Origin of the sequence: Paramicrobacterium agarici, from assembly GCF_002563955.1 — a bacterium.
In the GTDB taxonomy this organism is placed as follows: Bacteria; Actinomycetota; Actinomycetes; order Actinomycetales; family Microbacteriaceae; genus Paramicrobacterium; species Paramicrobacterium agarici.
Genome location: NZ_PDJE01000001.1, coordinates 663,378 through 688,766, shown reverse-complemented (window position 1 = coordinate 688,766; position 25,389 = coordinate 663,378). Strand labels below are relative to the sequence as shown.

The 25,389-nt window shown below is 65.5% G+C and carries 27 protein-coding genes, 1 pseudogene and 1 riboswitch; of the genes and pseudogenes, 14 read left to right on the top strand and 14 right to left on the bottom strand.

The features are described from left to right. The first annotated feature begins 125 nt into the window (after nt 1-125). A complete protein-coding gene (locus ATJ78_RS03505; protein WP_098406334.1) occupies nt 126-2,132 on the top strand; it encodes a primary-amine oxidase in 2,007 nt (668 codons plus the stop codon). Nucleotides 2,133-2,194: 62 nt separating this feature from the next. On the opposite strand, the pseudogene ATJ78_RS03500 reads toward ATJ78_RS03505, so the two are convergent. Then, nucleotides 2,195-3,685, bottom strand: a pseudogene (locus ATJ78_RS03500) (MDR family MFS transporter); the annotation flags it as partial. Between the two features lie 156 nt (nt 3,686-3,841). Between ATJ78_RS03500 and ATJ78_RS03495 the strand changes: the two are divergent. After that, nucleotides 3,842-4,423, top strand: coding sequence for a TetR/AcrR family transcriptional regulator (locus tag ATJ78_RS03495; RefSeq protein ID WP_098406332.1), 582 nt, complete (start codon nt 3,842-3,844; stop codon nt 4,421-4,423). A gap of 13 nt (nt 4,424-4,436) precedes the next feature. Then, nucleotides 4,437-4,784 (top strand): VOC family protein, encoded by a 348-nt coding sequence (locus tag ATJ78_RS03490; protein WP_098406331.1) that lies wholly within the window; start codon nt 4,437-4,439, stop codon nt 4,782-4,784. A gap of 99 nt (nt 4,785-4,883) precedes the next feature. Here ATJ78_RS03490 and ATJ78_RS03485 read toward each other — a convergent pair whose 3' ends face one another. The 4 genes from ATJ78_RS03485 to ATJ78_RS03470 form a co-directional block, all read right to left on the bottom strand. Further along, nucleotides 4,884-5,711, bottom strand: a complete 828-nt coding sequence (locus ATJ78_RS03485) for a nuclease-related domain-containing protein (protein ID WP_098406330.1) — start codon at nt 5,709-5,711, stop codon at nt 4,884-4,886. Nucleotides 5,712-5,788: 77 nt separating this feature from the next. Further along, entirely contained in the window at nt 5,789-6,184 is a 396-nt protein-coding gene (locus ATJ78_RS03480; protein WP_098406329.1) for a VOC family protein, read from the bottom strand. A gap of 14 nt (nt 6,185-6,198) precedes the next feature. Further along, the gene (locus ATJ78_RS03475) at nt 6,199-6,675 is read right to left on the bottom strand and encodes an SRPBCC family protein (RefSeq protein ID WP_098406328.1); all 477 of its coding nucleotides are present in this window, start codon (nt 6,673-6,675) and stop codon (nt 6,199-6,201) included. After that, nucleotides 6,672-7,022, bottom strand: coding sequence for an ArsR/SmtB family transcription factor (locus ATJ78_RS03470; RefSeq protein ID WP_098406327.1), 351 nt, complete (start codon nt 7,020-7,022; stop codon nt 6,672-6,674). Before ATJ78_RS03470 ends, ATJ78_RS03475 begins: the two co-directional genes overlap by 4 nt. A gap of 134 nt (nt 7,023-7,156) precedes the next feature. Between ATJ78_RS03470 and ATJ78_RS03465 the strand changes: the two genes are divergently transcribed. Continuing rightward, entirely contained in the window at nt 7,157-8,026 is an 870-nt protein-coding gene (locus ATJ78_RS03465) for a hypothetical protein (protein ID WP_098406326.1), read from the top strand. A 20-nt stretch (nt 8,027-8,046) separates the two neighbouring features. Here the strand turns inward: ATJ78_RS03465 and ATJ78_RS03460 are convergent, their stop codons facing one another. Continuing rightward, nucleotides 8,047-8,337, bottom strand: a complete 291-nt coding sequence (locus tag ATJ78_RS03460; protein ID WP_098406325.1) for a hypothetical protein — start codon at nt 8,335-8,337, stop codon at nt 8,047-8,049. Nucleotides 8,338-8,501: 164 nt separating this feature from the next. On the opposite strand from ATJ78_RS03460, the gene ATJ78_RS03455 reads away from it, so the two are divergent. The 3 genes from ATJ78_RS03455 to ATJ78_RS03445 all read left to right on the top strand — a co-directional run bounded on the left by ATJ78_RS03455 (nt 8,502) and on the right by ATJ78_RS03445 (nt 12,872). After that, nucleotides 8,502-8,978: a hypothetical protein gene (locus ATJ78_RS03455; protein WP_098406324.1), complete on the top strand. Its 477-nt coding sequence runs from the start codon at nt 8,502-8,504 to the stop codon at nt 8,976-8,978. Beyond that, nucleotides 8,975-10,798, top strand: coding sequence for a thiamine pyrophosphate-requiring protein (locus ATJ78_RS03450; RefSeq protein ID WP_098406323.1), 1,824 nt, complete (start codon nt 8,975-8,977; stop codon nt 10,796-10,798). The genes ATJ78_RS03455 and ATJ78_RS03450 overlap by 4 nt, the downstream gene beginning before the upstream one ends. 130 nt (nt 10,799-10,928) lie before the next feature. After that, nucleotides 10,929-12,872 (top strand): aconitate hydratase, encoded by a 1,944-nt coding sequence (locus ATJ78_RS03445; RefSeq protein WP_098406322.1) that lies wholly within the window; start codon nt 10,929-10,931, stop codon nt 12,870-12,872. A gap of 104 nt (nt 12,873-12,976) precedes the next feature. Here ATJ78_RS03445 and ATJ78_RS03440 read toward each other — a convergent pair whose 3' ends face one another. The 4 genes from ATJ78_RS03440 to ATJ78_RS03425 form a co-directional block, all read right to left on the bottom strand. Continuing rightward, a complete protein-coding gene (locus ATJ78_RS03440) occupies nt 12,977-13,975 on the bottom strand; it encodes a type II CAAX endopeptidase family protein (RefSeq protein WP_245836190.1) in 999 nt (332 codons plus the stop codon). Nucleotides 13,976-14,093: 118 nt separating this feature from the next. Next, complete coding sequence (locus ATJ78_RS03435) at nt 14,094-14,492, bottom strand: RidA family protein (RefSeq protein WP_098406321.1); 399 nt, start codon at nt 14,490-14,492, stop codon at nt 14,094-14,096. 54 nt (nt 14,493-14,546) lie between these two features. Then, nucleotides 14,547-15,467, bottom strand: a complete 921-nt coding sequence (locus ATJ78_RS03430) for a PIG-L family deacetylase (RefSeq protein WP_098406320.1) — start codon at nt 15,465-15,467, stop codon at nt 14,547-14,549. Next, on the bottom strand, nt 15,467-16,654 hold the full coding sequence (locus ATJ78_RS03425; protein WP_098406319.1) for a glycosyltransferase: 1,188 nt from the start codon (nt 16,652-16,654) through the stop codon (nt 15,467-15,469). The genes ATJ78_RS03430 and ATJ78_RS03425 overlap by 1 nt, the downstream gene beginning before the upstream one ends. A 108-nt stretch (nt 16,655-16,762) precedes the next feature. Here ATJ78_RS03425 and ATJ78_RS03420 point away from each other — a divergent pair, with 108 nt between their 5' ends. Continuing rightward, nucleotides 16,763-17,086 carry a TfoX/Sxy family protein gene (locus ATJ78_RS03420; RefSeq protein ID WP_098406318.1) on the top strand — a complete coding sequence of 108 codons (324 nt, stop codon included), beginning with the start codon at nt 16,763-16,765 and terminating at the stop codon, nt 17,084-17,086. 68 nt (nt 17,087-17,154) lie between these two features. On the opposite strand, the gene ATJ78_RS03415 is transcribed toward ATJ78_RS03420, so the two are convergent. The 3 genes from ATJ78_RS03415 to ATJ78_RS03405 all read right to left on the bottom strand — a co-directional run bounded on the left by ATJ78_RS03415 (nt 17,155) and on the right by ATJ78_RS03405 (nt 19,299). Beyond that, nucleotides 17,155-18,366 carry a trans-sulfuration enzyme family protein gene (locus ATJ78_RS03415; RefSeq protein WP_098406317.1) on the bottom strand — a complete coding sequence of 404 codons (1,212 nt, stop codon included), beginning with the start codon at nt 18,364-18,366 and terminating at the stop codon, nt 17,155-17,157. A gap of 143 nt (nt 18,367-18,509) precedes the next feature. Then, entirely contained in the window at nt 18,510-18,692 is a 183-nt protein-coding gene (locus ATJ78_RS03410) for a PspC domain-containing protein (protein WP_098406316.1), read from the bottom strand. 151 nt (nt 18,693-18,843) lie between these two features. Further along, nucleotides 18,844-19,299 (bottom strand): hypothetical protein, encoded by a 456-nt coding sequence (locus tag ATJ78_RS03405; RefSeq protein WP_098406315.1) that lies wholly within the window; start codon nt 19,297-19,299, stop codon nt 18,844-18,846. Between the two features lie 104 nt (nt 19,300-19,403). Further along, nucleotides 19,404-19,518, top strand: a riboswitch (SAM riboswitch). A gap of 28 nt (nt 19,519-19,546) precedes the next feature. Here ATJ78_RS03405 and ATJ78_RS03400 point away from each other — a divergent pair. From ATJ78_RS03400 to ATJ78_RS15855, 5 genes are all read left to right on the top strand, one after another. Beyond that, on the top strand, nt 19,547-20,074 hold the full coding sequence (locus ATJ78_RS03400; RefSeq protein WP_098406314.1) for a hypothetical protein: 528 nt from the start codon (nt 19,547-19,549) through the stop codon (nt 20,072-20,074). Between the two features lie 174 nt (nt 20,075-20,248). Then, nucleotides 20,249-21,136, top strand: a complete 888-nt coding sequence (locus ATJ78_RS03395) for a DUF817 domain-containing protein (protein WP_098409181.1) — start codon at nt 20,249-20,251, stop codon at nt 21,134-21,136. Between the two features lie 97 nt (nt 21,137-21,233). Further along, complete coding sequence (gene solA, locus ATJ78_RS03390) at nt 21,234-22,370, top strand: N-methyl-L-tryptophan oxidase (protein WP_098406313.1); 1,137 nt, start codon at nt 21,234-21,236, stop codon at nt 22,368-22,370. 109 nt (nt 22,371-22,479) lie between these two features. Beyond that, complete coding sequence (locus ATJ78_RS03385) at nt 22,480-23,316, top strand: SDR family oxidoreductase (RefSeq protein WP_098406312.1); 837 nt, start codon at nt 22,480-22,482, stop codon at nt 23,314-23,316. A 116-nt stretch (nt 23,317-23,432) separates the two neighbouring features. Further along, on the top strand, nt 23,433-23,600 hold the full coding sequence (locus tag ATJ78_RS15855; protein WP_156088585.1) for a hypothetical protein: 168 nt from the start codon (nt 23,433-23,435) through the stop codon (nt 23,598-23,600). Between the two features lie 57 nt (nt 23,601-23,657). On the opposite strand, the gene ATJ78_RS03375 is transcribed toward ATJ78_RS15855, so the two are convergent. Next, a complete protein-coding gene (locus ATJ78_RS03375) occupies nt 23,658-23,927 on the bottom strand; it encodes a hypothetical protein (RefSeq protein WP_098406310.1) in 270 nt (89 codons plus the stop codon). Between the two features lie 242 nt (nt 23,928-24,169). On the opposite strand from ATJ78_RS03375, the gene ATJ78_RS03370 reads away from it, so the two are divergent. Continuing rightward, complete coding sequence (locus ATJ78_RS03370) at nt 24,170-25,351, top strand: Gfo/Idh/MocA family protein (protein ID WP_098406309.1); 1,182 nt, start codon at nt 24,170-24,172, stop codon at nt 25,349-25,351. The last annotated feature ends 38 nt before the right edge of the window (nt 25,352-25,389 follow it).

The following is a 25,389-nucleotide window of genomic DNA, read 5'->3' as shown; positions in this document are numbered from 1 at the left end:
CAGCACGCACAGCCATTGACCGTGGGCGCACTGCGCAGCATCTGCTCTTGCCATTGCACGCGCGCACGCACAAGCTGGAATTGCACACTTGGATAACTCTGGTCGGCGATTCAAAGGAGAGCTCGATGCCTGACGCAACACACACCCACGGCAAGAGGGTCACCCGGGTCACGACTCCGGCGCATCCCCTCGACCCGCTCACAGCGGCCGAGCTCGACGCTGGCCGCGCGGTGCTCGAGCGCGAGGGTCTCCTCGGCGACAGCATCCGCTTTCCCAGTGTGCTCCCCGTCGAACCCGCCAAGTCCGATGTTCTCGCGTGGCGGCCGGGGCGCGCGTTCGACCGCAGCATCCTCTACACCCTTCTCGATACCGCGACGGGGCGCTCCCGCGAGGTGATTGTGTCGGTGACCGAGGATGCTGTCACGAGCGACACGTCCCTCGCGACGACCGAGGCGCCGTACGGCCAGCCGCCGTACCTGTTTGAGGAGTACGAGCGCGTTGACGCGATCGTGAAGCAGAACCCCGAGTGGCAGCAGGCACTGCGCCGCCGGGGCGTAACCGACACGGATGCCGCCTTCTGCGCGCCGCTTGCGCCGGGGTACTTCGGTTTCGAAGACGAAGTGGGGCGCCGCATCATCCGGTCGTTGACGTTCTTGCGCTCCGACGAGTCCGACAGCCCATGGTCGCACCCCGTCGAGGGACTCGTCGTCACGATCGACCTGACCAGCGGCGAGGTCGTACGCGTGCACGACGAGGGCGACGTGCCGATTCCAGAGGTCGACGGCAACTACGATGCCGCGCGCGTCGGCGCCGCGCGCACGTCGCTCAAGCCCATCGAGATCACGCAGCCCGAAGGGCCGAGCTTCTCGGTCGACGGCGCGCACGTTCGATGGGAGAACTGGTCGTTCCGCGTGGGCTTCAACGCCCGCGAAGGGCTCGTGCTCAACCAGGTGGCGTTCCGCGACGGTGACGAAGATCGTTCTGTGCTGTATCGCGCGTCGGTTCCCGAGATGGTCGTGCCGTACGGCGATACGTCGCCCAACCGCTTCTGGATCAGCTACTTCGACGCCGGCGAGTACCTGCTGGGCAAGAACGGCAACCCGCTCTCGCTCGGCTGCGACTGCCTCGGCGTCATTCACTACTTCGACGGCGTCATCGCTGACGACGCCGGGCGCGCGCAGACGATCCCCCAGGTGATCTGCATGCACGAAGAGGACTACGGCGTGCTCTGGAAGCACACGGATCTCGACGGTCATCCCGAAGTGCGCCGGTCGCGCCGCCTCGTCGTCTCGTACTTCTCGACCGTGGGCAACTACGACTACGGGTTCTTCTGGTACTTCTACCTCGACGGCACGATCCAGGTGGAGGCGAAGGCGACGGGAATCGTGTTCAACGGCGCCGGCATTCCGGGCGAGCAGAATCCGCACGCGCTCGAGATCGCCCCCGGCCTGTTCGCGCCGGTGCATCAGCACCTGTTCTGCGCGCGGCTGGACGTCGCGATCGACGGCGAGGCCAACGCGATCGAAGAGGTGGATGCTGTCGGCATGCCGACCGGAGACGCCAACCCGTACGGCAATGCGTTCACGTTCACGCGCACGCCGCTGCGCAGCGAGAAGGAGGCTGCGCGGCTCGCCAACCCCGCTGCCGCGCGCAGCTGGCATGTGCACAGCACGGAGCGCACCAACCGCATGGGGCAGCCGACGGCGTACCACCTGGTGCCGCAGGGCCTGCCCACGCTGCTCGCGCAGCCCGATGCGACGGTGAGCTCGCGTGCGGCGTTTGCGACCAAGCATCTCTGGGCGACGGCGTACGAAGACGGGCAGCTGTGGCCCGCTGGTCAGTATCCGAACCAGCACGCGGGCGACGCGGGGTTGCCGACGTACACAGCGGACGACCGTTCGCTCGACGGCACCGACATCGTGCTCTGGCATACGTTCGGGCCGACGCATCTGCCGCGTCCCGAGGACTTTCCGATCATGCCCGTCGACTATTCGGGCTTCCTGTTCAAACCGTTTGGGTTCTTCGACGAGAACCCCGCACTCGACCTCCCCGACACGGCGGCGAGCTCATGTGGCGGCGGCACGTGCGGCTGCGGCGACCACGGCACGAGCAGCTGCTCGTGCGCTCATTGACACGACGAAGCTCCGGCGATGCCGCGCGTCGCCGGCGACAGCATCCTTCCCGGTCACGCAGCCTATGCCTTGCCGGAGCGCGTCTCGCGCCGGTAGTCCTTGATGAACGGCGCCATGATGATGGACGCGACGCCGAGGCTCGCGGCGACGATGAACGACACGTTGACGCCGTGGATCATGCCCTGCGTGCCGAACGTCTCGGGGTCAAGCGCTGTGCTGGTCATGATGGTGATGAGCACCGCTGTGCCGATGGAGCCGGCGATCTGCCGCATCGTGTTATTCATAGCGGTGCCGTGCGGGATCAGATTGGGCGTGAGCTCGTTGAGCGCCGCTGTCGTCACCGGCATCATGACCATTGCCGTTCCCAGCATCCGGACCGCATTCACGATTGCGATGTAGGCGAACGTGGTGTCGGTCGTGAGAAAGCTGAACATGAACGTCGTGACCGTCACGATCGTGAGGCCGATGATGGCAAGCCAGCGGGCGCCGAAGAGGTCGAAGATGCGCCCCGTGAATGGCGACGCGAGTCCCATGACGACGGCGCCGGGCAGCAGGGCAAGTCCGGAGTCGAGGGCCGAGAACCCGATCATGTTCTGCATATAGAGAGGCAGGATCGTGGCGCCGCCGATCATGACCATGAACACCGCCATACCGATCGCGGTGTTGAGCGTGAACATGGGGAACTTGAAGACGCGGAACTCGAGAATCGGCTGCTCAAGCTTGAGTTGACGCAGGATGAACACCACGAGCGAGATCACACCGAGCGCCAGGGCGACGATCACGCGCGGGCTCACCCAGCCGGCCGATCCCGCTGCGCTGAAGCCGAAGAGCAGTCCGCCGAAGCCCACGGTCGAGAGGATGATCGAGAGCACGTCGAGCTTCGGGAATGTGCGCTCGGTGACGTTGCGCAGAATGAAGAACGCGATGATGATGTCGATGACCGCGATCGGCAGGATCATGTCGAAGAGCACGCGCCACGGGAATCGATCGACGATCCAGCCCGAGAGGCTCGGCCCGATGGCTGGGGCGAATGCGATCACGAGACCGAAGGTGCCCATTGCCGTGCCGCGCTTCTCGCGAGGGAAGATCGCGAAGAGGATCGTCTGCATGAGCGGCATGATGATTCCGGCACCCGCTGCTTGAACGATGCGGCCGATGAGCAGGACGGGAAAGTTAACGGCGATCGCGCAGATGAGGGTGCCGACCGCAAACAAGCCCATCGCCGTCAGAAAGAGCCCGCGCGTTGTGAAGCGCTGAATCAGAAACGCCGTGATCGGAATCATGATGCCGTTCACGAGCATGAAGATGGTGGTCAGCCACTGCACGGTATTCGCGGTGACGTGAAGGTCGTGCATGAAGACCGGCAGCGCGGTCGCGAGCAGCGTCTGGTTCAGGATCGCCACGAACGCGCCCGAGAGCAAAACGGCGAGAACGACGTTCCTGTTTACCGGTTTCGACGTGCTCTCTTCAGCCATGCAACTCCTCGTATCATTCGTCTCGACGTCGTCAGGAGCGCGTCCGGCCAGAATGCGCAATGCGGTGATGCGGACAGCGACCGTTGCGAGGCCCGTGGGGCGAGATACGGTGGCGCTCGTGACGACGAGCTTTCCATTCTACTCGCATTGCCCAGCTATGAACCTGAGCGAGTAACGTCATGACCATGCAATCTGAGTCGCGCCGCGTCGGGCTAGGATCTGAATCTCACGGCAATGAGTGACACCAAGAACGGCCGTACAGATTACGGCACCGGCAAGGAAGCCCTCATTCGCGCAGCCATTCGCGCGGTTGCGACGGGCGGACTGCGCCGGCTTACGTATCGCAGCGTCGCAGCGGAAGCTGGCGTGGCACATGGGCTGGTCGTGCATCATTTCGGCAGCATCCAGAATCTGCTGCACGAAGCTCTGCGATTCGCTGCAACCGAGAGCCTCGCGCTCTCGTCGTTCTATCCCCCGGTAGACACGGTCGATGAATTTGCCGAAGGCCTTGCGGAGCTTGCCGAGAAGGATGCTGCGGTGCAGGCGTTCCAGTACGAACTCGTTCTGGAGTCGCGACGTGATCCCGCACTCGTTCCTGAGATCGAGGCGTATCACGCGCAGTATCGCGCGGCGATACATCGCCAGCTGCATCACTTCGGACTGCGGGACGAAGCCCTCACCGATCTCGTCTGGGCGACACTTGACGGCATTGTGTTTCAGCAGACGGCATTGGGGCGCACCGAGACGAGCAGGGCATCACTTGAACGATTGCGCTCTCTGCTGCGTGGATTGATGAGCGAGCGCGCGCACAGCTGAGTAACATCGCAAGATGGATCTGATTCGCGCGGTCCCGATTCTCACGGTTGCCAACCTCGACGAGGCGATCGAACGTCATTCCCGGTTGCTCGGCCTCGATGTGATCATGAATCACGGGTGGGTGGCGTTTCTCGGCGCAGCCGACGGGCCGCACTTCGGGCTTATGACTGCCGATGCGACGGCGCCGGAGAACCCGGTGATGTCGCTTGAGGTTGCCGACGTCGATGCCGCCTATGCTTCAGCCCGCGAGACAGGGATCGAGATCGTTCATCCTCTGCAGAACGAAGAGTGGGGCGTTCGGCGCTTCTTCTTCAGAGATGCGGACGGCACGGTCGTCAATGTGCTCAGCCACCGCAGCTGACAGCCTCCCCAGCTTTTCCTGATGCCGCACCGGCACGTGTGCGACAAGAACCGCGCCAGGAAGAGGGCGACGATCGCCCGTCGCTGGTCACGCGAAGCCTCAGGCGACGGGGAAAGCCTTCGCGAGGCGCGCGCTCACAGCGTCGACGTCGATCTTCCGGTCGGGCCCTGATCTGATCTGCTTGACAAGAAGGCGCGGCCAGAGCACATGCACCCCATCGACCACGAAGCTGCCGCCAAGGAGTGGCCAATCCGCCTCGAGAAAGCAGAGTGCACCAGTGACCGGCAGCTGTGGATCAGCCAGCGCGTTCCGCACGTGCGCGACCTGAGCGGTCACGCCCTCGACGAGGCGGGTTCCGTCGCGGCCACCGATGCGCAGTGATTCGGAACGTTGCCGAAGGATCCCGCCCGTAACTTGAAGCTCAGGCCGCCTGTCTCTGTAGCGCTTCGCATCGACGACCCACACGCCCGAGGGTGCGATGACAATGTGGTCGATGTTCGCACGTGTGCCTGCAATGCGACGGTCATTGAGCGTTCGCACGGACTCCGGGAGAGTGCTCAGACGCTGGGCGAGAAGCTCCTCACCGATTGCGCCCTGCTTCCACGCACTAGTGCTCTGCGGCTCGTCCGAAAGCGCGAGGATGACACCGCTCAGCTTCGGATATTTCTTGCGTATCCGCTCTTCTCGACTGCTCTGACGGCGTTCGTATTCGCGGCGTGCCGACGCTCCAGCGGTACCGAGGTCGACGTCACCTGCGCTGTTTTCGTCATCGCGACCGCTCTCGGAGCAGCTGATGCAGCGCACTCGCCGTGCGTCGCGCTCGTATACGGCGAGAACGCCGGCGGGAAGACTGGCGCCGCAACGGTGACAGGTGCCCGCGTAACGCAAGCGCATCTGCTTGTCGGAGGGGAGAGAATCGCCCGTCATGACGGCACGCTACCAGCGATGGGCGTCACGGCAGAGGTTCTGTCGTCGCTAGTACCCCGATCCGCATGCCGCTCGGCTCAGAATGCGTCACGCTTGCGCCAGGCCATTTCCTGCAACACGAGAGTATTGCCATCTGGGTCGGCAAGTGCGGCGTATTTGACACCGCCACCGACATCGTCGACCGCACCCACGTCGACACCTCGCCCGATGAGCTCGCTCCGCGCCGCCTCGATATCAGCCACGACCATATGCAGCGCCTTCACCGCTCCAGGCTCTCGGTCGTCATACGCAGGAAGTCCCGTGCCGAACCCGATCGAGCAGGCCGAGCCAGGCGGCGTCACCTGCACGACGCGCACGCCCGGCGCCGGTGCCGCATCGACATCGGCAGTGAAACCGAGCGCCTCGGTATAGAACTCTTTGGCGCGGTCAACGTCGGTCACCGGAATTGGAACGAGTTCCAGCTTCATCTTCATGATCGACTCCAGCCTCAGCCACGGGCAAGAATCGCGTCAAGCGACTCGTAGCCCTCGACGATGCCGTGTTCCATACCACTCTGAACCATGGCGTCACGCACCTCAACGCTGGGGTACGTTGCGCGGGAACTGAGCTTCGTGCGCCCATTGCCAAGATCAGTGAGTGTCAGCTTCTCAATGCTGACAGCATCCGGAGCCCCCTCGAACTCGAAAGTCTGGATCACGACCTCGTTCTCTCGCACCGTGTGGAAAGTGCCGTTGAAGCGGTACTCGTTGCCGTCTGGATCACGATGCACGAACCGATAGCTACCGTGCGTGGTGAAGTTCCATTCCGGAGTCTCCATCTCATAGCCGTGCGGGCCCATCCACTGGGAGACGAGTTCTGGGTCGGCGTGGGCGCGGAAGACCGCTGAGGGCGGTGCCTCGAACTCGCGCTCGATGTCAATGAAGGGCAGGCCTTCCGGTGCCGTGATGGTTACGGGGTTCGTCATTTCTCTACATCCTTTTCGCTTTCATGGTCAGCGAGAAGCTCATCGAGCTGCCTGAACTGCTGCTCGTGAATCAGCCGGTATCGGTCGATCCACGACGTGAGCTTCTCGAGTTTTGCGGCATCCAGCGCGACGGGACGGCGCTGCGCATCACGCGATCGCGTGACGAGCCCCGCAGCCTCGAGCATCTGGATGTGACGCGATACGGCCTGCTTGGACATCTCGAACGGTTCCGCCAGGTCGTTCACCGTGGCAGACCCTCTGCTCAGGCGGGCGATGATCCTGCGTCGGATCGGGTGCGCCAGAGCGAGAAAGGCCGCATCGAGAGCCTCGTCATCCGCATCCGTCATATTCAACCTATTTCTTTATCAACCTACGTGTTGATTAAGAGAATAGATCGTGCTGACGCAGATGGCAAGAGGGAGTTTGAAGGTTGTCATCGAGACCACTGGGCAGTTGACCCCATGGGCAAGCTTCCCGAGCTTTGGCATCGTTGACGTATGTCGATTCAGCTGCCGCCACCCGAGCCGAACGGCGTCTACGCTCCTCCGCCCTACACACAGCAGACGGGACAGCCGTACGGCTACCGGACGCCGCAACGTCCCCGGCAGACAATCGGGTCAACGGCTTCGGCGTCGCTGCCCTCGTCATCGGTGTCGTCTCGCTGATCGGCGCCGTCATTCCCATCGTCAACTACGCGACCGCGGTTCTCGGCGTCCTCGGAGTCGTGCTCGGCATCGTGGGCATGAGCGTGAAGCTCCGCCGCAAGGCCATGGCGATCACCGGCAGCATCCTGTCATTCATCGCCATCGTTCTCTCTGTGGTTCTCGCCGTCTCGTACACGGCCGGGTTCATCAACATGCTCAACGACATTCCTGCGGCAGACCAGCGAAGCACGGATGCTGCAGGTGAGCCCGGCGACGCGGACAACCCGCTTGCGATCGGCACCCCCGCCGTACTCGGGGCCGACACTCCGGAGTGGGAAGTGACGGTGGATTCAGTACTCGTCGACTCGAACGTCGACGACTATGCGACGACCGCGTATGGATCGGAGCCGTCAGAGGGACATCGCTTCATCGCGATCACGGCGACGGTGACGTACCTCGATGAGGGATCGGCTCTGCCGTCGAGCGATCTGCAGGTCACGTTCGTCGATCGCGACGGGGTCGAGCATGCGACACGCTTCGGAAACCCTCAAGGTCCTGGGACAGCTTTCGACGACCTCGACCGGCTTTCCACGGACGACACAGCGACCGGAAGCGTCGTGATCGAGGTTCCCGAAGACACCATGAACGGCGGACTCGTGCGCGTTGCACTCGGCACCACCGCCGAGTGCTACTTCGGAGCGCACTAAGTCCTCAGCGGAACAACACCTCAGGCGTCGGGGTCGCGATCGCCCTTGCGCTCTTCTTCGTCGGCATCGTCGATCATGATGGGCACGGCGCCCTGCGACGTTCCACCCGGCGCGACGGCTGCCACCGGAACGTCCGTTGCGTCGGTCTCGCCAACGCGGTCGTCAACGTTCTCGGGGTCGTCGGCGTCGCCCGAGAGCCCATCGACCAGGCCGTTCGTCTGGTCGAACGTGTGGCCGACATCGGTGAGGTCGCCCAGGTTGCCCGTACGGCCCGCGTCGGCTCCGTCATCTGCTTCATGTTTGCCACTCATACAGCCATGATCGGCCAGGACAGCCGCAGCCTCCAGCCCTTGACAACGGGTGCGCGGACGTACTCGCGACCGCCGGGAGGATACGGCACGCTCTGCGCAGCATCCACCCCCTGTCGGTCTCGGCGCGGCGAACGCATGCTGATGGTGGACGAGAGGAGCAGGAGATGCCCGAGACGACGCACGGTCACGAGGATGACCGAACGAAGACGGATCACGACGTCAACGGCGATGGATCCGAGAAGACGGGTAACGCCGGCGTCGGGAGCGACCCGGTGCCCACGTGGTCGGGAGACGAGCACGAGGGCGGGGGCCGAACGGCCGGTGAGGCAACAGACGTCACGCCAGAGGATGTCGCCGAGAAGCGCGGATTTCACGGAGACGCGGTGGCGCCGGCAGGAAATCCGGCAGCAGACCCGATCGGCACAGAGGGCGAGCCCGAGCAGCCGGCAGGGTCGACGCACAATGAGGCAGACCCGGAATCGAAGATGGAAACGGATCCGGAACCGCGAGACCCCGAGGCCCCGCTTCCTCACCACAGCGCTCGTATCGACGCGCCCGACGCCGACGCGGCAACCGACGAACCCTTGAACGGCACGCCAAGTCGGGACACCGGAACGGCGGGAAGAGAAGGTCGGCCATGACCGAGAAGCAGCCAGCCACGACCACCGAGCAGCATCCGGACGCCACGGTCGCCGACGTCATCGTCGAACGTCTTGGCGACTGGAGCGTTGATCGCGTCTTCGGCTACAGCGGCGACGGCGTGAATGGAATACTCGAGGCTCTGAAACGCACGGACGGTGCGATCGAGTTCGTGCAGGCCCGTCACGAAGAGAACGCCGCGTTCATGGCGGTCGGTCAGGCGAAGTACGCCGGCGGTGCCGGCGTCGTCACGTCGACACAGGGGCCAGGAGCCGTGCACCTGCTCAACGGGCTCTACGATGCGAAGCTCGATCGCGTTCCCGTTGTCGCCATCATCGGGCAGCAGAATCGCAGTGTTCTCGGCTCGGGGTACATGCAGGAGATCGACCTGCGCACCCTCTTCGCAGACGTGGGCGCCCAGTTCATCACCGAGATCACGACGCCAGGCCAGGTGCCGATGGCGATCGACCGTGCCTTTCGAGCGGCGCTCGACAGTCGTTCGCCCGCCGTGGTGATCGTTCCGCACGACGTTCAGTCGGCACCAGCGCCCGAACTGCCTCACAAGCACGGCATCGTCACCACGTCTGAGGAGTTCGCGACGCCGCTCGTGCACCCGTCAGACGCGCAGCTGCAGAGCGCGGCCGAGGTTCTCAACGCGGGCGAGCGCATCGCGCTGCTCGTGGGCAAGGGGGCGTCGAGAGCGCGTGATCAGGTTGAGGCGATGGCCGATCGACTGGGCGCAGCCATCGTCACGAGTCTTCTCGGCAAAGCCTATGTCGACGAGGCCCGCCCGAACGCCGCAGGTGTCATGGGCCACCTCGGCACGACGGCGAGCGCGGGCGTGCTGACCGAGTGCGACACACTGCTCATCGTCGGCTCGAACGATCCGTGGACGGAGTTCTACCCCAATCCCGATCAGGCGCGCGCCGTGCAGATCGACATCAGCGCCGCGCACATCGCCAACCGCTACCCAGTGGAGGTCGGACTCATCGGCGAAGCATCCGGCACCCTCACTGCGCTGCTCGACCTCGTCGACGACAAATCGGATGCTGACTGGGCAGCGCGCGTGCGCGAGCACGTGTCTGACTGGCATCGCGTCAGCGACGAACGCGCGGCTGTTCCCATGGAGCCGATCAACCCGGAGGCGGCCGTGCGGGCCCTCTCGCCGCACGTTCCGGAAGACGCGCAGATCGCCGTCGATGTGGGAAGCGTCGTGTACTGGTACGCGAGGCAGCTGCATCTGCCCACGGACGTGCCCGCGCATGTCTCTGGCACGCTCGCGAGCATGGGCTGCGGCATCCCTTACGGCATCGCGGCGAAGCTTGCGTACTCCGAGCGCCCGGTCATCGTGCTCTCGGGCGATGGCGGAATGCAGATGACCGGTCTTGCCGAACTCGTCACCGTCGCTGCGCGGTGGGAGAGCTGGGCCGATCCGCGATTCGTCATCGCGATTCTCAACAACCGCGACCTCGCCGAGGTCAGCTGGGAACAGCGCGAGAACGAGGGAATGGCCCGCTTCAGGCAGACGCAGGCGCTGCCCGACGTTCGCTACTCGGAGTACGCCAACCTGCTCGGCCTCGACGGCGAGAGGGTCACCGACCCAGACGAGCTGGATGGCGCCTGGCAACGTGGTCTTTCCGCGGACCGGCCCTTCGTGCTCGACATCGTGACCGATCCCGCCACGCCGCTCGTGCCGCCGCTCGCTCAGGCGAGTGCCAAGCTCGACTCCATGCGCACGGCTCTCGAGTCCGAGTCAGGCGAACTCGGCGAGCGCGCGCGGCAGCTTCTCGAGGAGTACGTGCGCATCGAGCAGGGCGAATAACACGACCGGATGCTGTCGCGGTGGGCGCGGCGACAGCATCCGGCCTTAACCTTTCGACGCTGCGCGCCTAGGCTGACGGTGAGGTCCCGCGCCGGACCGACGCGGGATCCGCCGTCGGAAGGGCAGGGGTATGCAGAAGAACGTTGCACAGAAGCTCATCGCCAATCATCTTGTCGAAGGTGAGATGACACCGGGCAGCGAGGTGGGGCTGACCGTCGATCAGACGCTCACGCAGGATGCGACGGGCACGATGGTGATGCTCGAGCTCGAAGCCATGGGGCTCGACCGCATCAAGACGGAACTCTCGGTGCAGTATGTCGACCACAATCTGCTGCAGACCGACGAGAAGAACCCCGACGACCATCTCTTTCTGCAGTCGGCGGCACAGCGATTCGGGCTGTGGTTCTCGAAGGCGGGCAACGGTGTCTCGCACCCCGTGCATCAGGCGCACTTCGGGCGGCCGGGCGCGACGATGATCGGCTCGGATTCGCACACGTGCGCGGCCGGTGCGCTCGGCATGCTCGCGATCGGCGTCGGAGGGCTCGAAGTGGCCATGGCGATGGCGGGACAGCCGCTCTACGTCGAGATGCCGAAGATCATGGGCGTCGAGCTGACGGGTGAGCTGCCGGAGTGGGTGTCGGCGAAAGACGTGATTCTCGAGATGCTGCGCCGGCACGGTGTCAAGGGCGGCGTGGGCAAGATCATCGAGTATCACGGGCCGGGACTCGACAACCTCACGGCGATGGATCGCCACGTGATCGCCAACATGGGCGCCGAGCTCGGAGCGACAACGACGGTGTTCCCCGCCGATGGCGCGGTACGCGAGTATCTGGATGCTGTGGGACGCGGCGACGAATACCAGGAACTGCTCGCCGACGACGGCGCAACCTACGACATCGAAGACCGTATCGACCTGTCGACCCTTGAGCCACTCATCGCCAAGCCGTCGTCACCGGGTAACGTCGTTCCGGTCGCCGAGGTCGCGGGCGAAGAGGTGTTTCAGATCGTCGTCGGCTCGTCGGCGAATCCCGGTCTGCGCGATTTCGCGGTGGTCGCCGAGATTCTGGGAGGCCAGCAGACTCACTCGCAAGTGTCCGTCGACATTAATCCGACGTCGCGCGAAGTGCTCGCCGATCTCATCTCGGGCGGGTGGCTCAAGGCGCTCGTGCAGTCGGGCGCTCGCATTCACCAGTCGGGCTGCATGGGCTGCATCGGCATGGGGCAGGCGCCGGCATCGGGGCGCAACTCTCTGCGCACCATGCCGCGCAACTTCCCCGGTCGCTCGGGAACCGAAGAGGATGCCGTGTGGCTGTGCTCTCCCGAGACTGCGGCAGCGGCAGCACTCACAGGTCGCATCACCGATCCCCGCACGCTCACGCAGTCTCACAGCATCCGGTACCCCCACCCCGACCTTCCCGAGCGGTTCAGCACGATCGACGACATGCTGCTCGCGCCGCTGCCACCCGACGAGGCCGCGCGGGTTGAGCTCGTGAAGGGGCCGAACATCACATCACTGCCCGATTCGGAGCCGATCGCGGATCACCTCGAGGTTCCCGTGCTGCTCACCATGGCCGACAACGTGTCGACGGACGAGATCATGCCCGCCGGGTCGCGCGTTCTGCCATATCGCAGCAACATTCCGAAGATCGCCGAGTTCAGCTTCACGCGCATCGACGACACGTATCCGGCGCGAGCGAAGGAGGCCGAGGGCGGCCACGTCGTCATCGCAGGCGAGAACTACGGGCAGGGCTCGTCGCGCGAGCATGCCGTGATCGCCCCGCGGTACCTCGGGCTGCGCGCCGTGATCGCGAAGTCGTTTGCTCGCATCCACTGGCAGAACCTCGCCAACTTCGGCATCCTCGCGCTCGAGTTTGACGACCCTGCCGATTACGATGCCGTGTCGCAGGGCGACATCGTCGTGCTCGATGACCTTCGAGCGAGCCTGGAGCGCGGCAAGAGCGTTGCGGCCACGATCGGCGGTCGTGAGGTTCCCGTGCATCACCGGCTCTCGGGGCGCCAGGTGGAGATGGTGCTGGCGGGAGGGCGCATTCCGCTCACCGCGCAAAACTCGTGACGCGCGAGGCCCTGCGTCGTTTCATGTGACGCTTTCTGCGACTAAGACGACGCTTTTTCGCAGAAAGCGCCATACGAAACGCCGCGCTGGCGTCCGATCGCCCGTCACACGCGGCGCGGGGCGGCACCGAGGCGACCTCGCGTTGCCGCGACGATGAGCACCGCGGCGATCGTGGAGCCGAACAGCAGTGCATGCTGTGCAGTGTCGGCGTTCAGCATGGGGAACATGTCGCTCCACGCGATCGAGACAAAGTTGTTGACGCTCACGTGCATGAGCATTGAGAGCGGAAGACTCTGGCCCGTGCGGTTGAACACCCACGTCATCACGACGTTGAACGCGATGCAGAACGCCGCGAACTCCAGGGGGCGCCACCAGGCAGCATCCGGCCAGCCGCCCCAATCGCTGAGAAACAGCGGCATGTGCCAGAGCGCCCACAGGGGTCCGAGAATGAAGGATGCTGTCAGCGGAGTGAATCGCGCCTGCAGACGAGGCAGTGCGAAGTCCCGCCAGCCCGGCTCTTCGGCGAGACCGGTTGTGACCATCTGCAGAACCAGCCCGGGAACGAACGCGGCGATCACTATGAGAGACGGTGCCTGCAGCTGGCCACCCGAGAAGACGAGCGTCGATGCGATGATCGCGGCAGGAACACCAACGATCGTGATGACATACCACCGGAAGCCGACGCGCCACTTCCACAGGCGCTTCGCCCAGGCGCGCAGCCCGGCGCGGCCGTCGGCGAGCGCCGTCACGAGCAACGCCGACGCAATGGGGCCAAGGTATGCTCCGGGCAGTACGCCGGCAAATTGGGAGGTGCCGAGCCACTCGGGGAACGAGTAGTCCCAGACGCCGAGTCCGTTGTTCGACAGAATGTACGGCGTCCAGGCCGCCCAGCTGAGCAGGTTGGCGAGCACGAAGAAGGTGACGAGCGGGTAGCGAGCGACGGCCGAACGGATGCTGCGGCCGCGCTGACGCTGCGGATCGGTGCCGTGTGCAGAACCAGCGACGGCGCCGGTAGCCGCGCGCGAGGAGGGCGAGCCCAGGGCGGTAGCCGGCACGGAGCCGCTTTCGGGCGTCGAACCGGGGCGAGAGTGCGGGGCGGTCACGGTGAGTCCTTTCACGAAGCGAAGAATCGAACGTGACAAGCTCACCAGTGGTGACAGCGTAGATCACTACGCCGGGCACCACATTTAGAGGTAGTGCGCACCCCACCATCGGTGGGAGTTAGACCTGCTGCGGAACCGCTGCAATCGCGTCAATCTCAACGAGCGCTCCCGGACGTGCGGGCGGAACCGTCAGCACGGTGACCGCCGTTCGATGCGCACCCCAGGTCGTGCCGGTTGCGGCGTACGCCTCGGTCGGATCGATCCCCGGCGCCAAGTAAATCGTGAGCTTTGCAACGAACTCCGGCCCGCTGCCTGCCTCGGCAAGGACGGCGAGAACATTGCGCAGTGCCTGCTCCGTCTGGGCGCCGAGCCCGTCGAGCAACGTGCCGTCGCTGTCAGTTCCGTTCTGACCACCCACGTACAGTGTCGGGCCGGGCGGGGCGATCATTCCTTGCGCGAAGGCGGGGCTGCTGTGCAACTGAGGCGGGTCTACCGCCACAAGATCTTCGTGGGACATCCGTTTCCTCTCGTTCACCGCAGAGTGACACAGGCGACTGACATCGCAGAAGTGTCAAGGCACGACGCGCAGACCGACGGAGGTCTGAATCGGAGTTCGCTGCCCGCCCGAGTGCACGACGTCGTCGCCGTCGACGGTGACCTGCGAGGCATGGTGGGCGAGCGCGCGCTTGACCTGATCAAGGCGATCATCGAGGTCGAACCACGTGAACGCGACAGCATCCCGCTCCCCCGCCTGATCATCGAGGGTGTCCTGCTCCCCAGCATCCGGGGCCGTCTGACCTGGCGGCACCGCGTCGACAATCTCGGCGAAGCGGATGCTGCGGGCGCGCGCCGCCGCCCGTGCGATCTCGCGCGCCCGAACATGGTCCGGGTGACCGTACCCGCCGATCTCGTTGTAGCTCACGATGAGATCGGGCTTCTCTGACGGCGGACTCGGCTGGTCGGGAGCGGTGGCCCCCGATGCGGTCTCGACGTCGATGACCGCGAGCAGGTCGGTAACGGCATCGTCGAGCGGGACCGCCGTGAGCGACAGCGGCGATGCATCGTCGGCCGGGCCGGCGAGACCATCGCTCAGCCAACGCATACCGGAATCCTCGTACGAGCGCGGCATGAGGCCGACCGCGCGTGCGGGAGCCGTGCCGAGCCAGAGATGACGCGTGACACCGAGCTCGGCGAGCGCACCGGCAACCTCATGCTCGCGGTGCTCGGCGAACTCGGGCGTGCCCTCGAGGTGCGAGTGTGGCCCGGCAACAATCTCGCCGCGCTCACCGCGCGTGCACGTCACGAGGGTCACGGTCACGCCGCGGTCAACGAGCTCGGCCATGAGCGCACCCGACGCGAGCGTCTCGTCGTCGGGGTGCGCGTGCACGAACATCACGTGGCGCACGCCGTCGAGCACGCCGTCCTGGGCCGCCTGCGGGCCTGCCGTCTCACTCGAGCGAGCACCGGATGCTGCGTTACGACGCGCCGCCATCAGGCTGCCCTCCCCAACAGTGACTCATAGACGTTCACCGTCGCGCGTGCCGTGCGCTCCCACGTGAACGTGAGCGCTCGCTCGCGTCCCGCGGCGCCGAGCTGCGCGCAGCGCTCAGGATCGCGCAACAGCGCCGAGATCGTGCCTGCCCAGGCGTTGGCCTGACGCACCGGCACGAGAATGCCCGTCTTCCCGTCAACGATGGCCTCGCGCAGCCCTCCAGCGTCCGACGCAACAACGGGAGTGCCGCACGCCTGCGCTTCGAGCGCGATGAGCCCAAACGTCTCGGAGTGCGAGGGGACGAGAGCGATGCGTGCGCCGCGCAGCAGATCGGCGAGCGCGTCGCGCGATTGCGGGCCGATGAAGTGCACGCGATCCGCGACGCCGAGACGCTCAGCAAGCGAGCGCAGTTCGTCTGGATAGTCGTCGAAGCCGGTCGTGGCGCCTCCCGAGACCACGAGATCTGGGCGGCCGTCGCGCGGCAGTTGGGCGAGCGCTTCGATCGCGAGGTCGAGTCCTTTGAGGGGTTCGAGTCGCGCGGCAGCGAGCAGGTATCCGGCGTCGCTCGTGGCAGCATCCGTCTTCGGACTGAACTGCGCGGCGTCGACTCCGGGAGCGACCGTGTGAACGCGGGCAGGGTCGGCGCCGAGGCGCGCGGTCACGGTCTCGCGTTCGGCGTCGCTGACGGTGATGATCGCGTCGGAGTGCTGCGCCAGGTGCTCTTCGCCGGCGATGCGGCCGGGGGATTCCGGGCGCTCGCCCTCAGACAGCGGAGTGGTGTGGGCGGCGGCGATCGAGTGAAAGCTCTGCACGTGCGGGATGCCGTCGTGGTGAGCGAGCTCGAGGGCGGCCATTCCGCTGAACCAGTGGTGCGAGTGGATGACGTCATAGGGGCCGAGGTGCCGCATGGCTTCGCCGAACTCGGCGATGTACTCCTCGTGGTCGCCCTTGACCCGGCGTTCGGCAGGGCCGGCGTGCAGCTGTCGCAGTGTCACGCGCGGTGCCACCTCGACAGCATCCGGAGCCGTCGTCGATGAGCGTCGTGTGAGCACATCGACCTCGTGGCCCAGCTCGGCGAGCGCGAGTGCCGTGTGTCGCACAGCAACGTTCATGCCGCCGACGTCTCCCGTGCCCGGATCGTCGTTGGGCGACGTGTGCAGGCTGACGAGAGCGAGTCGAAGAGACATGGTCTCAGCCTATGCCGCGCGGTTGAGCGTGCGATCGGTGGCGGCGCGAGCGGGTCGGAGCCGCGTGGTGACACCGTGAACGTCTGTCGGTGCCCGTAGAGTCCAAGCATGTCCTCCGATCGACGAACCGCTGAGTTCTACCGCGACCAGCTTGCTGAGCTCGGCGACATCGTCATCTCGCGCATGTTCGGCGGCTGGGGGCTGCGGCTACACGGTGAGTTTCTCGGCGCTGTCATTGACGACGTCTTCTACCTCAAGGTCGAACCCGTCGCTCTCGACGCGATGATCGCGCAGGGCGGTCATCCGTTCACCTACACGCGGCCCAGCGGCAAACGCGTCACGATCGAGAAGTGGTGCTCGGTACCCGACGAGTACCTCGACAACGCGCACACGCTGACGGAGTTCGTGCGCGACATGACTGGCGTCCTCTGAGGCGCCGCCCGCGATTCGGTTGGGCCGGTGGTTTGGACGGGCGAACCAGGGACAGGGCCCGAAAGGCGTCAGCGCGCGCCGAACGTGGCATCGAGCGCAGCATCCAGATCGGCCATGATGTCTGCCGGGTCCTCGAGCCCCACCGAGAACCGGAGGTGGCCATAGCGCTTGAATTCATCGGGATAGTGCTGCACACGCGGGCCGCTCGTACCGACGTGCACAATGAGCGACTCGTCATGACCGAGAGAGACGGCGGATGTGATCAGGCGCAGGTTCGCCACGAAACGGTTCTGCGTGTCGGGGTCGCCGTCGACGGCGAACGCCATGACCGCACCGTAGCCACGCCCGCCGAACTGCCGGGCCGCGACCTCGTGCTGCGGGTGCGACGCGAGCCCGGGATACGCCACGTAGGCGACCCGCGGGTCCGCCTCGAGATGCGCCGCGATCTGCTCAGCGCTCGCGAGGTGCTGCCGCAGACGCAGGGGCAGCGTCACGGAGCCGCGCATGATGAGCCACGCGTTGAACGGCGAGATCGTGCCGCCGACGTCGACCATCGCCTCGGCCTTGATCTTTGCCACAAGGTCGGCGCTGCCAATGACGGCGCCACCCATCGCGTCGCCGTGACCGTTGATGTACTTCGTGAGCGAGTGCACGACGAGGTCGGCGCCATCGGCGAGCGGCCGGTAGAACGGAGGCGGCGTGAACGTCGAGTCAACCGTGAGCAGCGCGCCCGCGTCGTGAGCGACGGCGGCGATCGCGGCGATATCGGTCACCTTCGTCGTCGGGTTGCCGATCGCTTCGACGTGCACGAGCGTGGTGTTCGGGCGCATCGCTGCAGCGACAGCATCCGTGTCGCTCGTGTCGACGAATGTCGCCTCAATGCCGTACTTGACCGGCAGCAGTTCGGTGAAGAGCTTCCAGATTGCCTCATACGTCACGTCACCGACGACGACGTGGTCGCCACTTGTGAGGTGCGTGAAGAACACCGCGTGCAGCGCCGCGACCCCCGAGGCGAGCACCACGGCATCGTCGCCGCCCTCCAGCACAGCGAGCTTCGACTGCAGGGCCTCTTGATTCGTTCCCGTGTTGCGCGTGTACGTCTTAGTGTCGGTGTTCGACCAGCTGAGGCTCGACGGGTCCTCGGGCAGGGCGTACGAGTTGGCCATGACGATCGGGGTGCGAATCGCGCCAGATCCCTCGTCAATGGCGTTGCCCGCATGCACGGCCTGCGTGAGAAAGCCGAGCGTTGAGGGGTCGTGAGCGTCTGGCCGGGTCGTCATGCTTCAACGGTACGACCGGCGCGGGCGGTTTCGGCCGGTATTACGGCAGATGGATGCTGGCGAGTGTTCATGTGTCACAAAATGCGCTCGACGATCGCGAGAGGCGCAGATTTTGACCTATGAAACAGCAGGTGCGCGCGAGCTCAGCGCTCGCTCGGCACCACGATCCACATCACGATGTAGATGATGAACTGCGGTCCGGGAATGAGGCAGCTGAGGATCGCCAGCAGCCGGACCACGTTGGGGCTCATGTTGAAGCGGATGGCAAGCGCAGCGCACACACCCGCGATGACGCGGCCGCGGCGAGGTCTGTAGAGCGAATTCATACTTCCATGGTGCGCGCAGTGTCGCGTCTTGTCATCAGGTTTTCCCCCGAATCAGACCCGGGGAGGATCAGGTTGATACCCGAGTGGGACACACCTCGATACCTGGGCTGGACTGCTCTGGCGCCGACAGCGCTTCCCGACGGGACACTTCTTACGGAATCACGAGAATCACCGCAGCGATTCCGCAGAGCACACCCGCCGCCGCCGGCCACCAGGTCGTAGCGTTGATAACGCGTACGACCGGAATCTTGTGCGCGATATCTCCCGTCACACCCGTGGGAATTGGAAACCAAGCGGCATCCCATACAACGCGAAGATTCCTCAACTGCCCGGCGGACAAGGGCTGGCTTGCCGCGAAATCGCTGTCTGACGCCAGCCGATGCAGCTGGTGTCGATACCACCAGACTGTGCCGTACAACTCGAGAAAATAGCAGCCGAGCAATGCAACCCATGCACCGATCGGGATCATCACGGCCTCGCCCAGCTGAGTCGCCACCCAGACCCCTGCCCCGACAAGCGCGACACCAAATGGAAGCCAGCAGGCAAAGAAGATTACATTCGCTCGCGTGGTCTGCCGCCGGTAGTAGGTCGGAGCAGACGCAGTCATCGCTCAAGTCTGACGCATCCGGCAATTCTCAGCTACGTCATTTCTGCGCGCGCCTTCGACATATTCGCCAAGCTGCACGCAGACGGGTCTATTCTGACAACCAGGTTCACGAGATGCAGCTGTCGGTACCTGGCCGGCTGCACGGCAACCCTGTCGATCGACCGGGGTGCCCCAGGGGAAGAACCGGTGTTGTGCAACCGCACCACGCAAGTCGATGGAGGCGCGAGTCTCCGAAAGGCAGGCATCCATGCATGCGAGAGCTCCGATGCGGCTCGCCGAGTCGCCGGTCGCGGCACCGGCACCACGCGCCGTCGATCTGATGGCCTACCGCGGGCCGACAGCGCCGCTGCGCATCGTCGTGCTCGACGGGCAGCCCACGACCGAGGTCTTCGACGTCGCGGCCGCTCCCCACGAGATTCCGATCGCCGAGCAGCACGATTGGGCGGCAGCGTTCGCCGAGCTGCCTCCTCGCGTTGTCGGCGTGTTCGAGCGACGGGCGGCAGATCAGTGCCTCGCTGACGGGGCGCCGCTGCCGAGCTGGGTGCAGCGCGACATCGCCGAGTGGACGGATGCCGGTTTCACGGCGTCGCGCTACCGCGACCTCGTCGCCGCGCTCGCTGAGCTGCGACAGCATCCGTCGCACCCCGCTCACGACAGCGACACTGCCCCGCACCAGCGGCTTCGCGCGGAGCACTGGTCCGACTGGGCGCAGCGCGTCGCTGCCGGCGGCGATCCAGTGATCGAGGCGACCGTCGTGCTCGACGGGCTGCGCTGACCCCGCACCGGCGGGCTCGGCATCGCGAGCGTTCTGACGCTGCCATCGGCCGAGCGCCAAAAATTGGGCGCCGGTGCCTCATATATGTGTCGCCGTCACCCAATTCTTGGCGCTCCGTTTCTCTGAATGCAGCATCCCGGTCGACGCTCAGCAAAGCACGGCTACTCTGCGAGCATGGCCCTGCGTCCCGATCTCACCGCCCTTGAGCGGCGCATCGACGACGCAGCGAATCGGCTTCTCGAGCGCGCCCCCGACAACCGGCTGTGGGGCGCGCTCGTCGAGTTTCTGGTCTTCGGCGCAAAGCAGGCCTGGGCGTGCGTCTTCGGCGGTGCTCTGCTCGTCGTGATTCTCGCGGCACGACTCTGGTACCCCGACGACGCCTGGCTCGCTCGCAACGACGCCCTCACGATCGCCGCCATCGTGATCCAGGTCGTCATGGTGTGGTCGGGCCTCGAGACGTGGCGCGAGCTCCGCGTGATCGTGCTCTTTCATATCGTCGGCACCGTCATGGAGCTGTTCAAGACGGACGTCGGCTCGTGGGCGTACGACCCGGGCGGTGTGCTGCGCATTCTGAGCGTTCCGCTATTCACGGGGTTCATGTACGGCGCCGTCGGTTCGTACATGGTGCGCGTCTACCGCCTGTTCGACCTGCGGTTCACGCGCTACCCGCCGCTGTGGCTCACGGCGGTGCTCGCGGGCGCGATCTACGTCAACTTCTTCTCGCACCACTACATCGTCGATCTGCGCTGGGTGCTGCTCGCGGGCGTTCTGCTCACGTTCGGCCTGTGCACCATGCAGTTCCACGTCTTTCGCCGCACGCTGCGCATGCCGCTTGTCGTCGCCTTCGCGCTCGTGGCGTTCTTCATCTGGATCGCCGAGAACATCGGCACCTACTCCGGGGCCTGGCTGTACCCGGGGCAGGTCGACGGCTGGGAGATGGTCTCGATCTCCAAGCTCGTCTCGTGGTTCCTGTTGATGATCATCTCGGTGGTGCTGGTCACGTGGGTGTATCCGCCCAGAAGACCGGATGCTGTCGCCGCGTCGTCCGCGCCAGCATCCTGACTCTCCGCGCTCCCGCCCCCTCCAGCGCGGCTGAGCGTGCGGAGCCCGTAGGCTCGAGACGTCAGAGTTCGAGTGGCAACAGCGAGAGGGAGAGCGGATGCTGCGCATAGACGTCGCCGTCATCGGAACCGGAGCGATCGGAGCCGCAGCGACGTGGCGGCTGGCCGAACGCGGCGTCGGCGTCACGGCGTTCGAGCGCTTTGCGCCTGGGCACTCGTTCGGGTCGTCGCACGGCGACACTCGGCTGTTCCGCGAGGCCTGCCTCGAGCATCCTGATCTTGTCGCCATGGCGCAGTCATCGCGCGCGCTGTTCCGCGAGCTCGAGCGGCTCAGCGGCGACGAGCTGCTCACCATCACGGGCGGGGTGTCGATCGGCGCCGAAGACAGCGACGCGGTCGCGGGAGCCGTACGCGCCGCCGAGGCAGCGAGTCTCGCCATCGAGCACCTGTCTGCGGCCGAGGTACGAGCGCGCTTTCCGCAGCACGCCGATGTCGCCGACACCGACGTCGGGGTACTCGACCCGGCGGCAGGCGTCGCGAGGCCCGAACGCACCGTGCGCGCGGCTGCCGCAGCAGCATCCACCCGTGGGGCGCGCATCGTCACGGGAACCACAGTCACGGCCGTCGAGCCCGGGCCGTCAGGGGTGACGATCAGAACCGCGGATGCTGTCTGGACGGCGGACCGCGTGATCGTCGCCGCCGGCGCGTGGCTCCCCGCGTTTGCGCCGTGGCTCGACCTCACGCCCGTGCGCACTCCGCTCACCTGGTTCACGCCGCGTGATGCCGGGTTCGACATCGCCGACTATCCCGTGACGATCAGGCAGGTCGATGCGGGCACGGTGATGTGGGGGCACGGGAGTATCGACGGCAGCCTCGTCAAGCTGGGACTCGGCGACCTGTGGGGAACCGAGCGGCCGCGCATCGACCCCGACGCCGTCGACCGCGGCGTGACGCCGGCCGACTGGTCGCGCCTCTCACCGCTCGTCGAGCGCGTTCTGCCCGGGCTCGAGCCGGTGCCGACACGCGTGGAGCCGTGCATGATCACGATCAGCCCAGATGACCAGTTCGTCATTGGCGCTGCGCCCGAATCGGACCGCGTTCTCGTCGCGGGCGGCGACAGCGGGCACGCGTTCAAGCACTGTCTCGCTCTGGGAGAGGTGCTGGCTCGGGATGCTGTCGGCGAAGCTCAGGAACTCGAGCTCGACTTCGTGCGTCCGGCCCGCCTCACGGGATAGCGGAGCAGTCACCGTCGCATAGGCAGCATCGCTTCGTCGCGCAAGGGGCTTGTCCAAATACCGGCCGCGTCGTTTTGATGGTCTGACATCGGACGGAAGGCAGGCCCAGATGGCTGAGGCAGACACAACGCCCAACCCCTTCGACACACGCGAGTTCGCTCCGCGACGTGCCATTGTGACGGGCTCCGACTCGGGAATCGGCAAAGCGACAGCGGTTGCGCTCGCGAGCGCCGGCATGGATGTGGGAATCACGTGGCACCGAGACGAGAAGGGCGCTGACGCAACAGCGGCCGAAGTGCGCTCGCACGGTCAGCGCGCCGTCGTGACGTATCTCGACACGAGTGATCTGGATGCCTGCGGAGACGTCGTCGACCGGCTCATCGACGACCTCGGAGGCGTCGATGTCTTCGTCAACAACGCGGGGACGGGCGCCAACGAGAAGCTCGTCGACATGAGCCTGGAGAGCTGGCGCCACGTCGTGGCGACGGACCTGGACGGAGCCTTTCTCGGCATTCAGCGCGCCGCGCGCCGCATGATCAGCCAGGGAACCGGCGGACGCATCATCGCGACGACGAGCGTGCACGAGCATCAGCCGAAGATCGGCGCGAGCGCGTACGACGCCGCGAAGCACGGCCTCGGCGGCCTCATCAAGACGGCTGCGATCGAGCTCGGCGAACACGCCATCACGGCGAACTCTGTGGCTCCCGGAGAGATCGCGACGCCGATGACGGGCAACGAAGACGTGGACCCGCGGGAGATTCATCGACCCGGTGTGCCCCTCGGCCGTCCGGGCGACGCGCGGGAGATCGCCGCCGTGATCGCCTTTCTCGCCTCGCCGTCGTCGAGCTACATCACGGGAGCGTCGATTGCGGTCGATGGCGGGATGCTGCAGATGGGACCCCTCGGCGGGTCACAGATCGCGAACGACGACTGGCGAAAGGGCTGAACCCGTCAGGCGATTCGACGTGTACCGACGCGAATGGAAAGGAGAGCAACGTGTCCTACGGAGTTCCAGATCCACGGGCCGAGAAGGGCCCAAACGCGAAAGATGAGGGAGATGACATGACGAACGCAGAACCGGACCCGAACCGCAACAAGCCGTCTCAGGCCGAGGGCACCGACGGTGAAGCCGACACGGTTTCACCGGAGGATCCGGCAGAGAACAAGCCGTCGCAGGCCGAGGGTGATGTCGGTGACTTCGGCGACGAAGTGACTCCGCCGAAGGAGTAATCGAGACCAGCAGCGAGCGGGGAGGCGTCGCATGGCGCCTCCCCGCTCGGTGCGCTCTTAGTTTGAACCTCGCGTCGGCAGGTTGATGTCGTCGGGGTCCACGTCGACGTCTCCCTGATCGTCGGGCCCTCCGGTTCCAGGCGCCACCTCGACGTTCTGGTCAACGTCGTCATCGATTGTGTCGGGAACAGGATCCTTCTGCTTGTACTCCTGCTCCTGCTCGCTCCCCGGCGTGTACGCCGTGTCCTTCTCGACGTGCTCGGTGTCGTCGAGACCGTGCCCCGACTTCTCTTCTGCCCGCTCTTTGCCGTAGTCGCTGTCACTCATGCGCCCACGGTACGCAGCGGGTCTTTGCGTACGTCAGGGCATTGCGAAATCACTCCTGTCACGCTAGCCCGCGCAGGGCAGTTGCCCGCATCGGGCCGGGCACACGAATCACTCACAGCGGTGAGCGAAGTTTGCGCGCACGCGATACCCCTGACGACAATTTGACTCGAACCCAGCTCGACAGCGTCGTCTGGCGCCCTCTCCCGCACGCACTTCACCTTCTGCTGACAAGGAGCACTTCAATGGATCTCACCATAGGAATCATCGGATACGGCATGCGGGGGACCGAACTCGCCCGCGCGGCACATCGTCCCGGCGCCGGAAGCCGCATCGTCGCTGTGTGCGAGGTTTCCGAGCGCGGCCGTCAGGCGGCAGCATCCGCATATCCCGAAGCCTTCGTGACCGCCGATCTCAATGAGCTTCTCGCCCAGGAGCTCGACGCGGCAATGGTGTTCACGCCCGACGACGTGCACGCTCGCACCGCCATCCCCGCGCTCGAGGCGGGTCTCGCCGTGTTCAGTGAGAAGCCGCTCGCGACAAGCATTGCCGATTGCGACGCGATTCTCGCCGCCGCGCACCGCTCGGGAAGCCGGCTCTACGTCGGACACAACATGCGGCACATGCCCGTGATCACGCTCATGCGCGACATCATCGCACGCGGCACGATCGGCGAGGTCAAGGCCGTGTGGTGCCGACACTTCGTCGGCCATGGGGGCGACTACTACTTCAAAGACTGGCACGCAGAGCGCGAGAAGTCGGTCGGGATGCTGTTGCAGAAGGGCGCGCACGACATCGACGTGATCCACTGGCTCGCCGGGGCGTACAGCACGCAGGTGCAGGCGATGGGCGAGCTGTCGGTGTACGGCGACATCACGGATCGCCGCGACCGGTCGGGCGAGCTCATGGGCGATTGGTTCAGTCTCGACAATTGGCCGCCGACCGAGCAGACCGGCCTCAATCCCGTGATCGACGTCGAGGACATCTCGCAGGTGAACATGCGGCTCGCCGGCGGGATTCTCGCGTCGTACGAGCAGTGCCACTTCACACCGGACTACTGGCGCAACTACACCGTCATCGGCACGCGCGGGCGGCTTGAGAACTTCGGTGACGAATCCGGATCGGAAGTCGGTGTGTGGACGCACCGCCTTCGCGGTTCGGGCGCCCCGGACGAGACGCACGTCGTCGCCGAGGCCGGCGGCAGCCACGGTGGAGCCGATGAGCTCATGATCGCGGAATTCGTGCGGTTCGCACGCGACGGTGGACCGACCCTGACGTCCCCCGTGGCTGCGCGCAACGCTGTTGCAACAGGGGTTGTTGCAACGCAATCATTGCGCGGACGCGGCGAAACCCTTGCTATTCCTCCCGTTGACGCCGAGATTGCCGCATACTTCGATGCGGACCAAACGGCTCCCGCGGCACAATAGCGGGGGAGCCTCACAAGGGCTCCAAACACCACACCCCC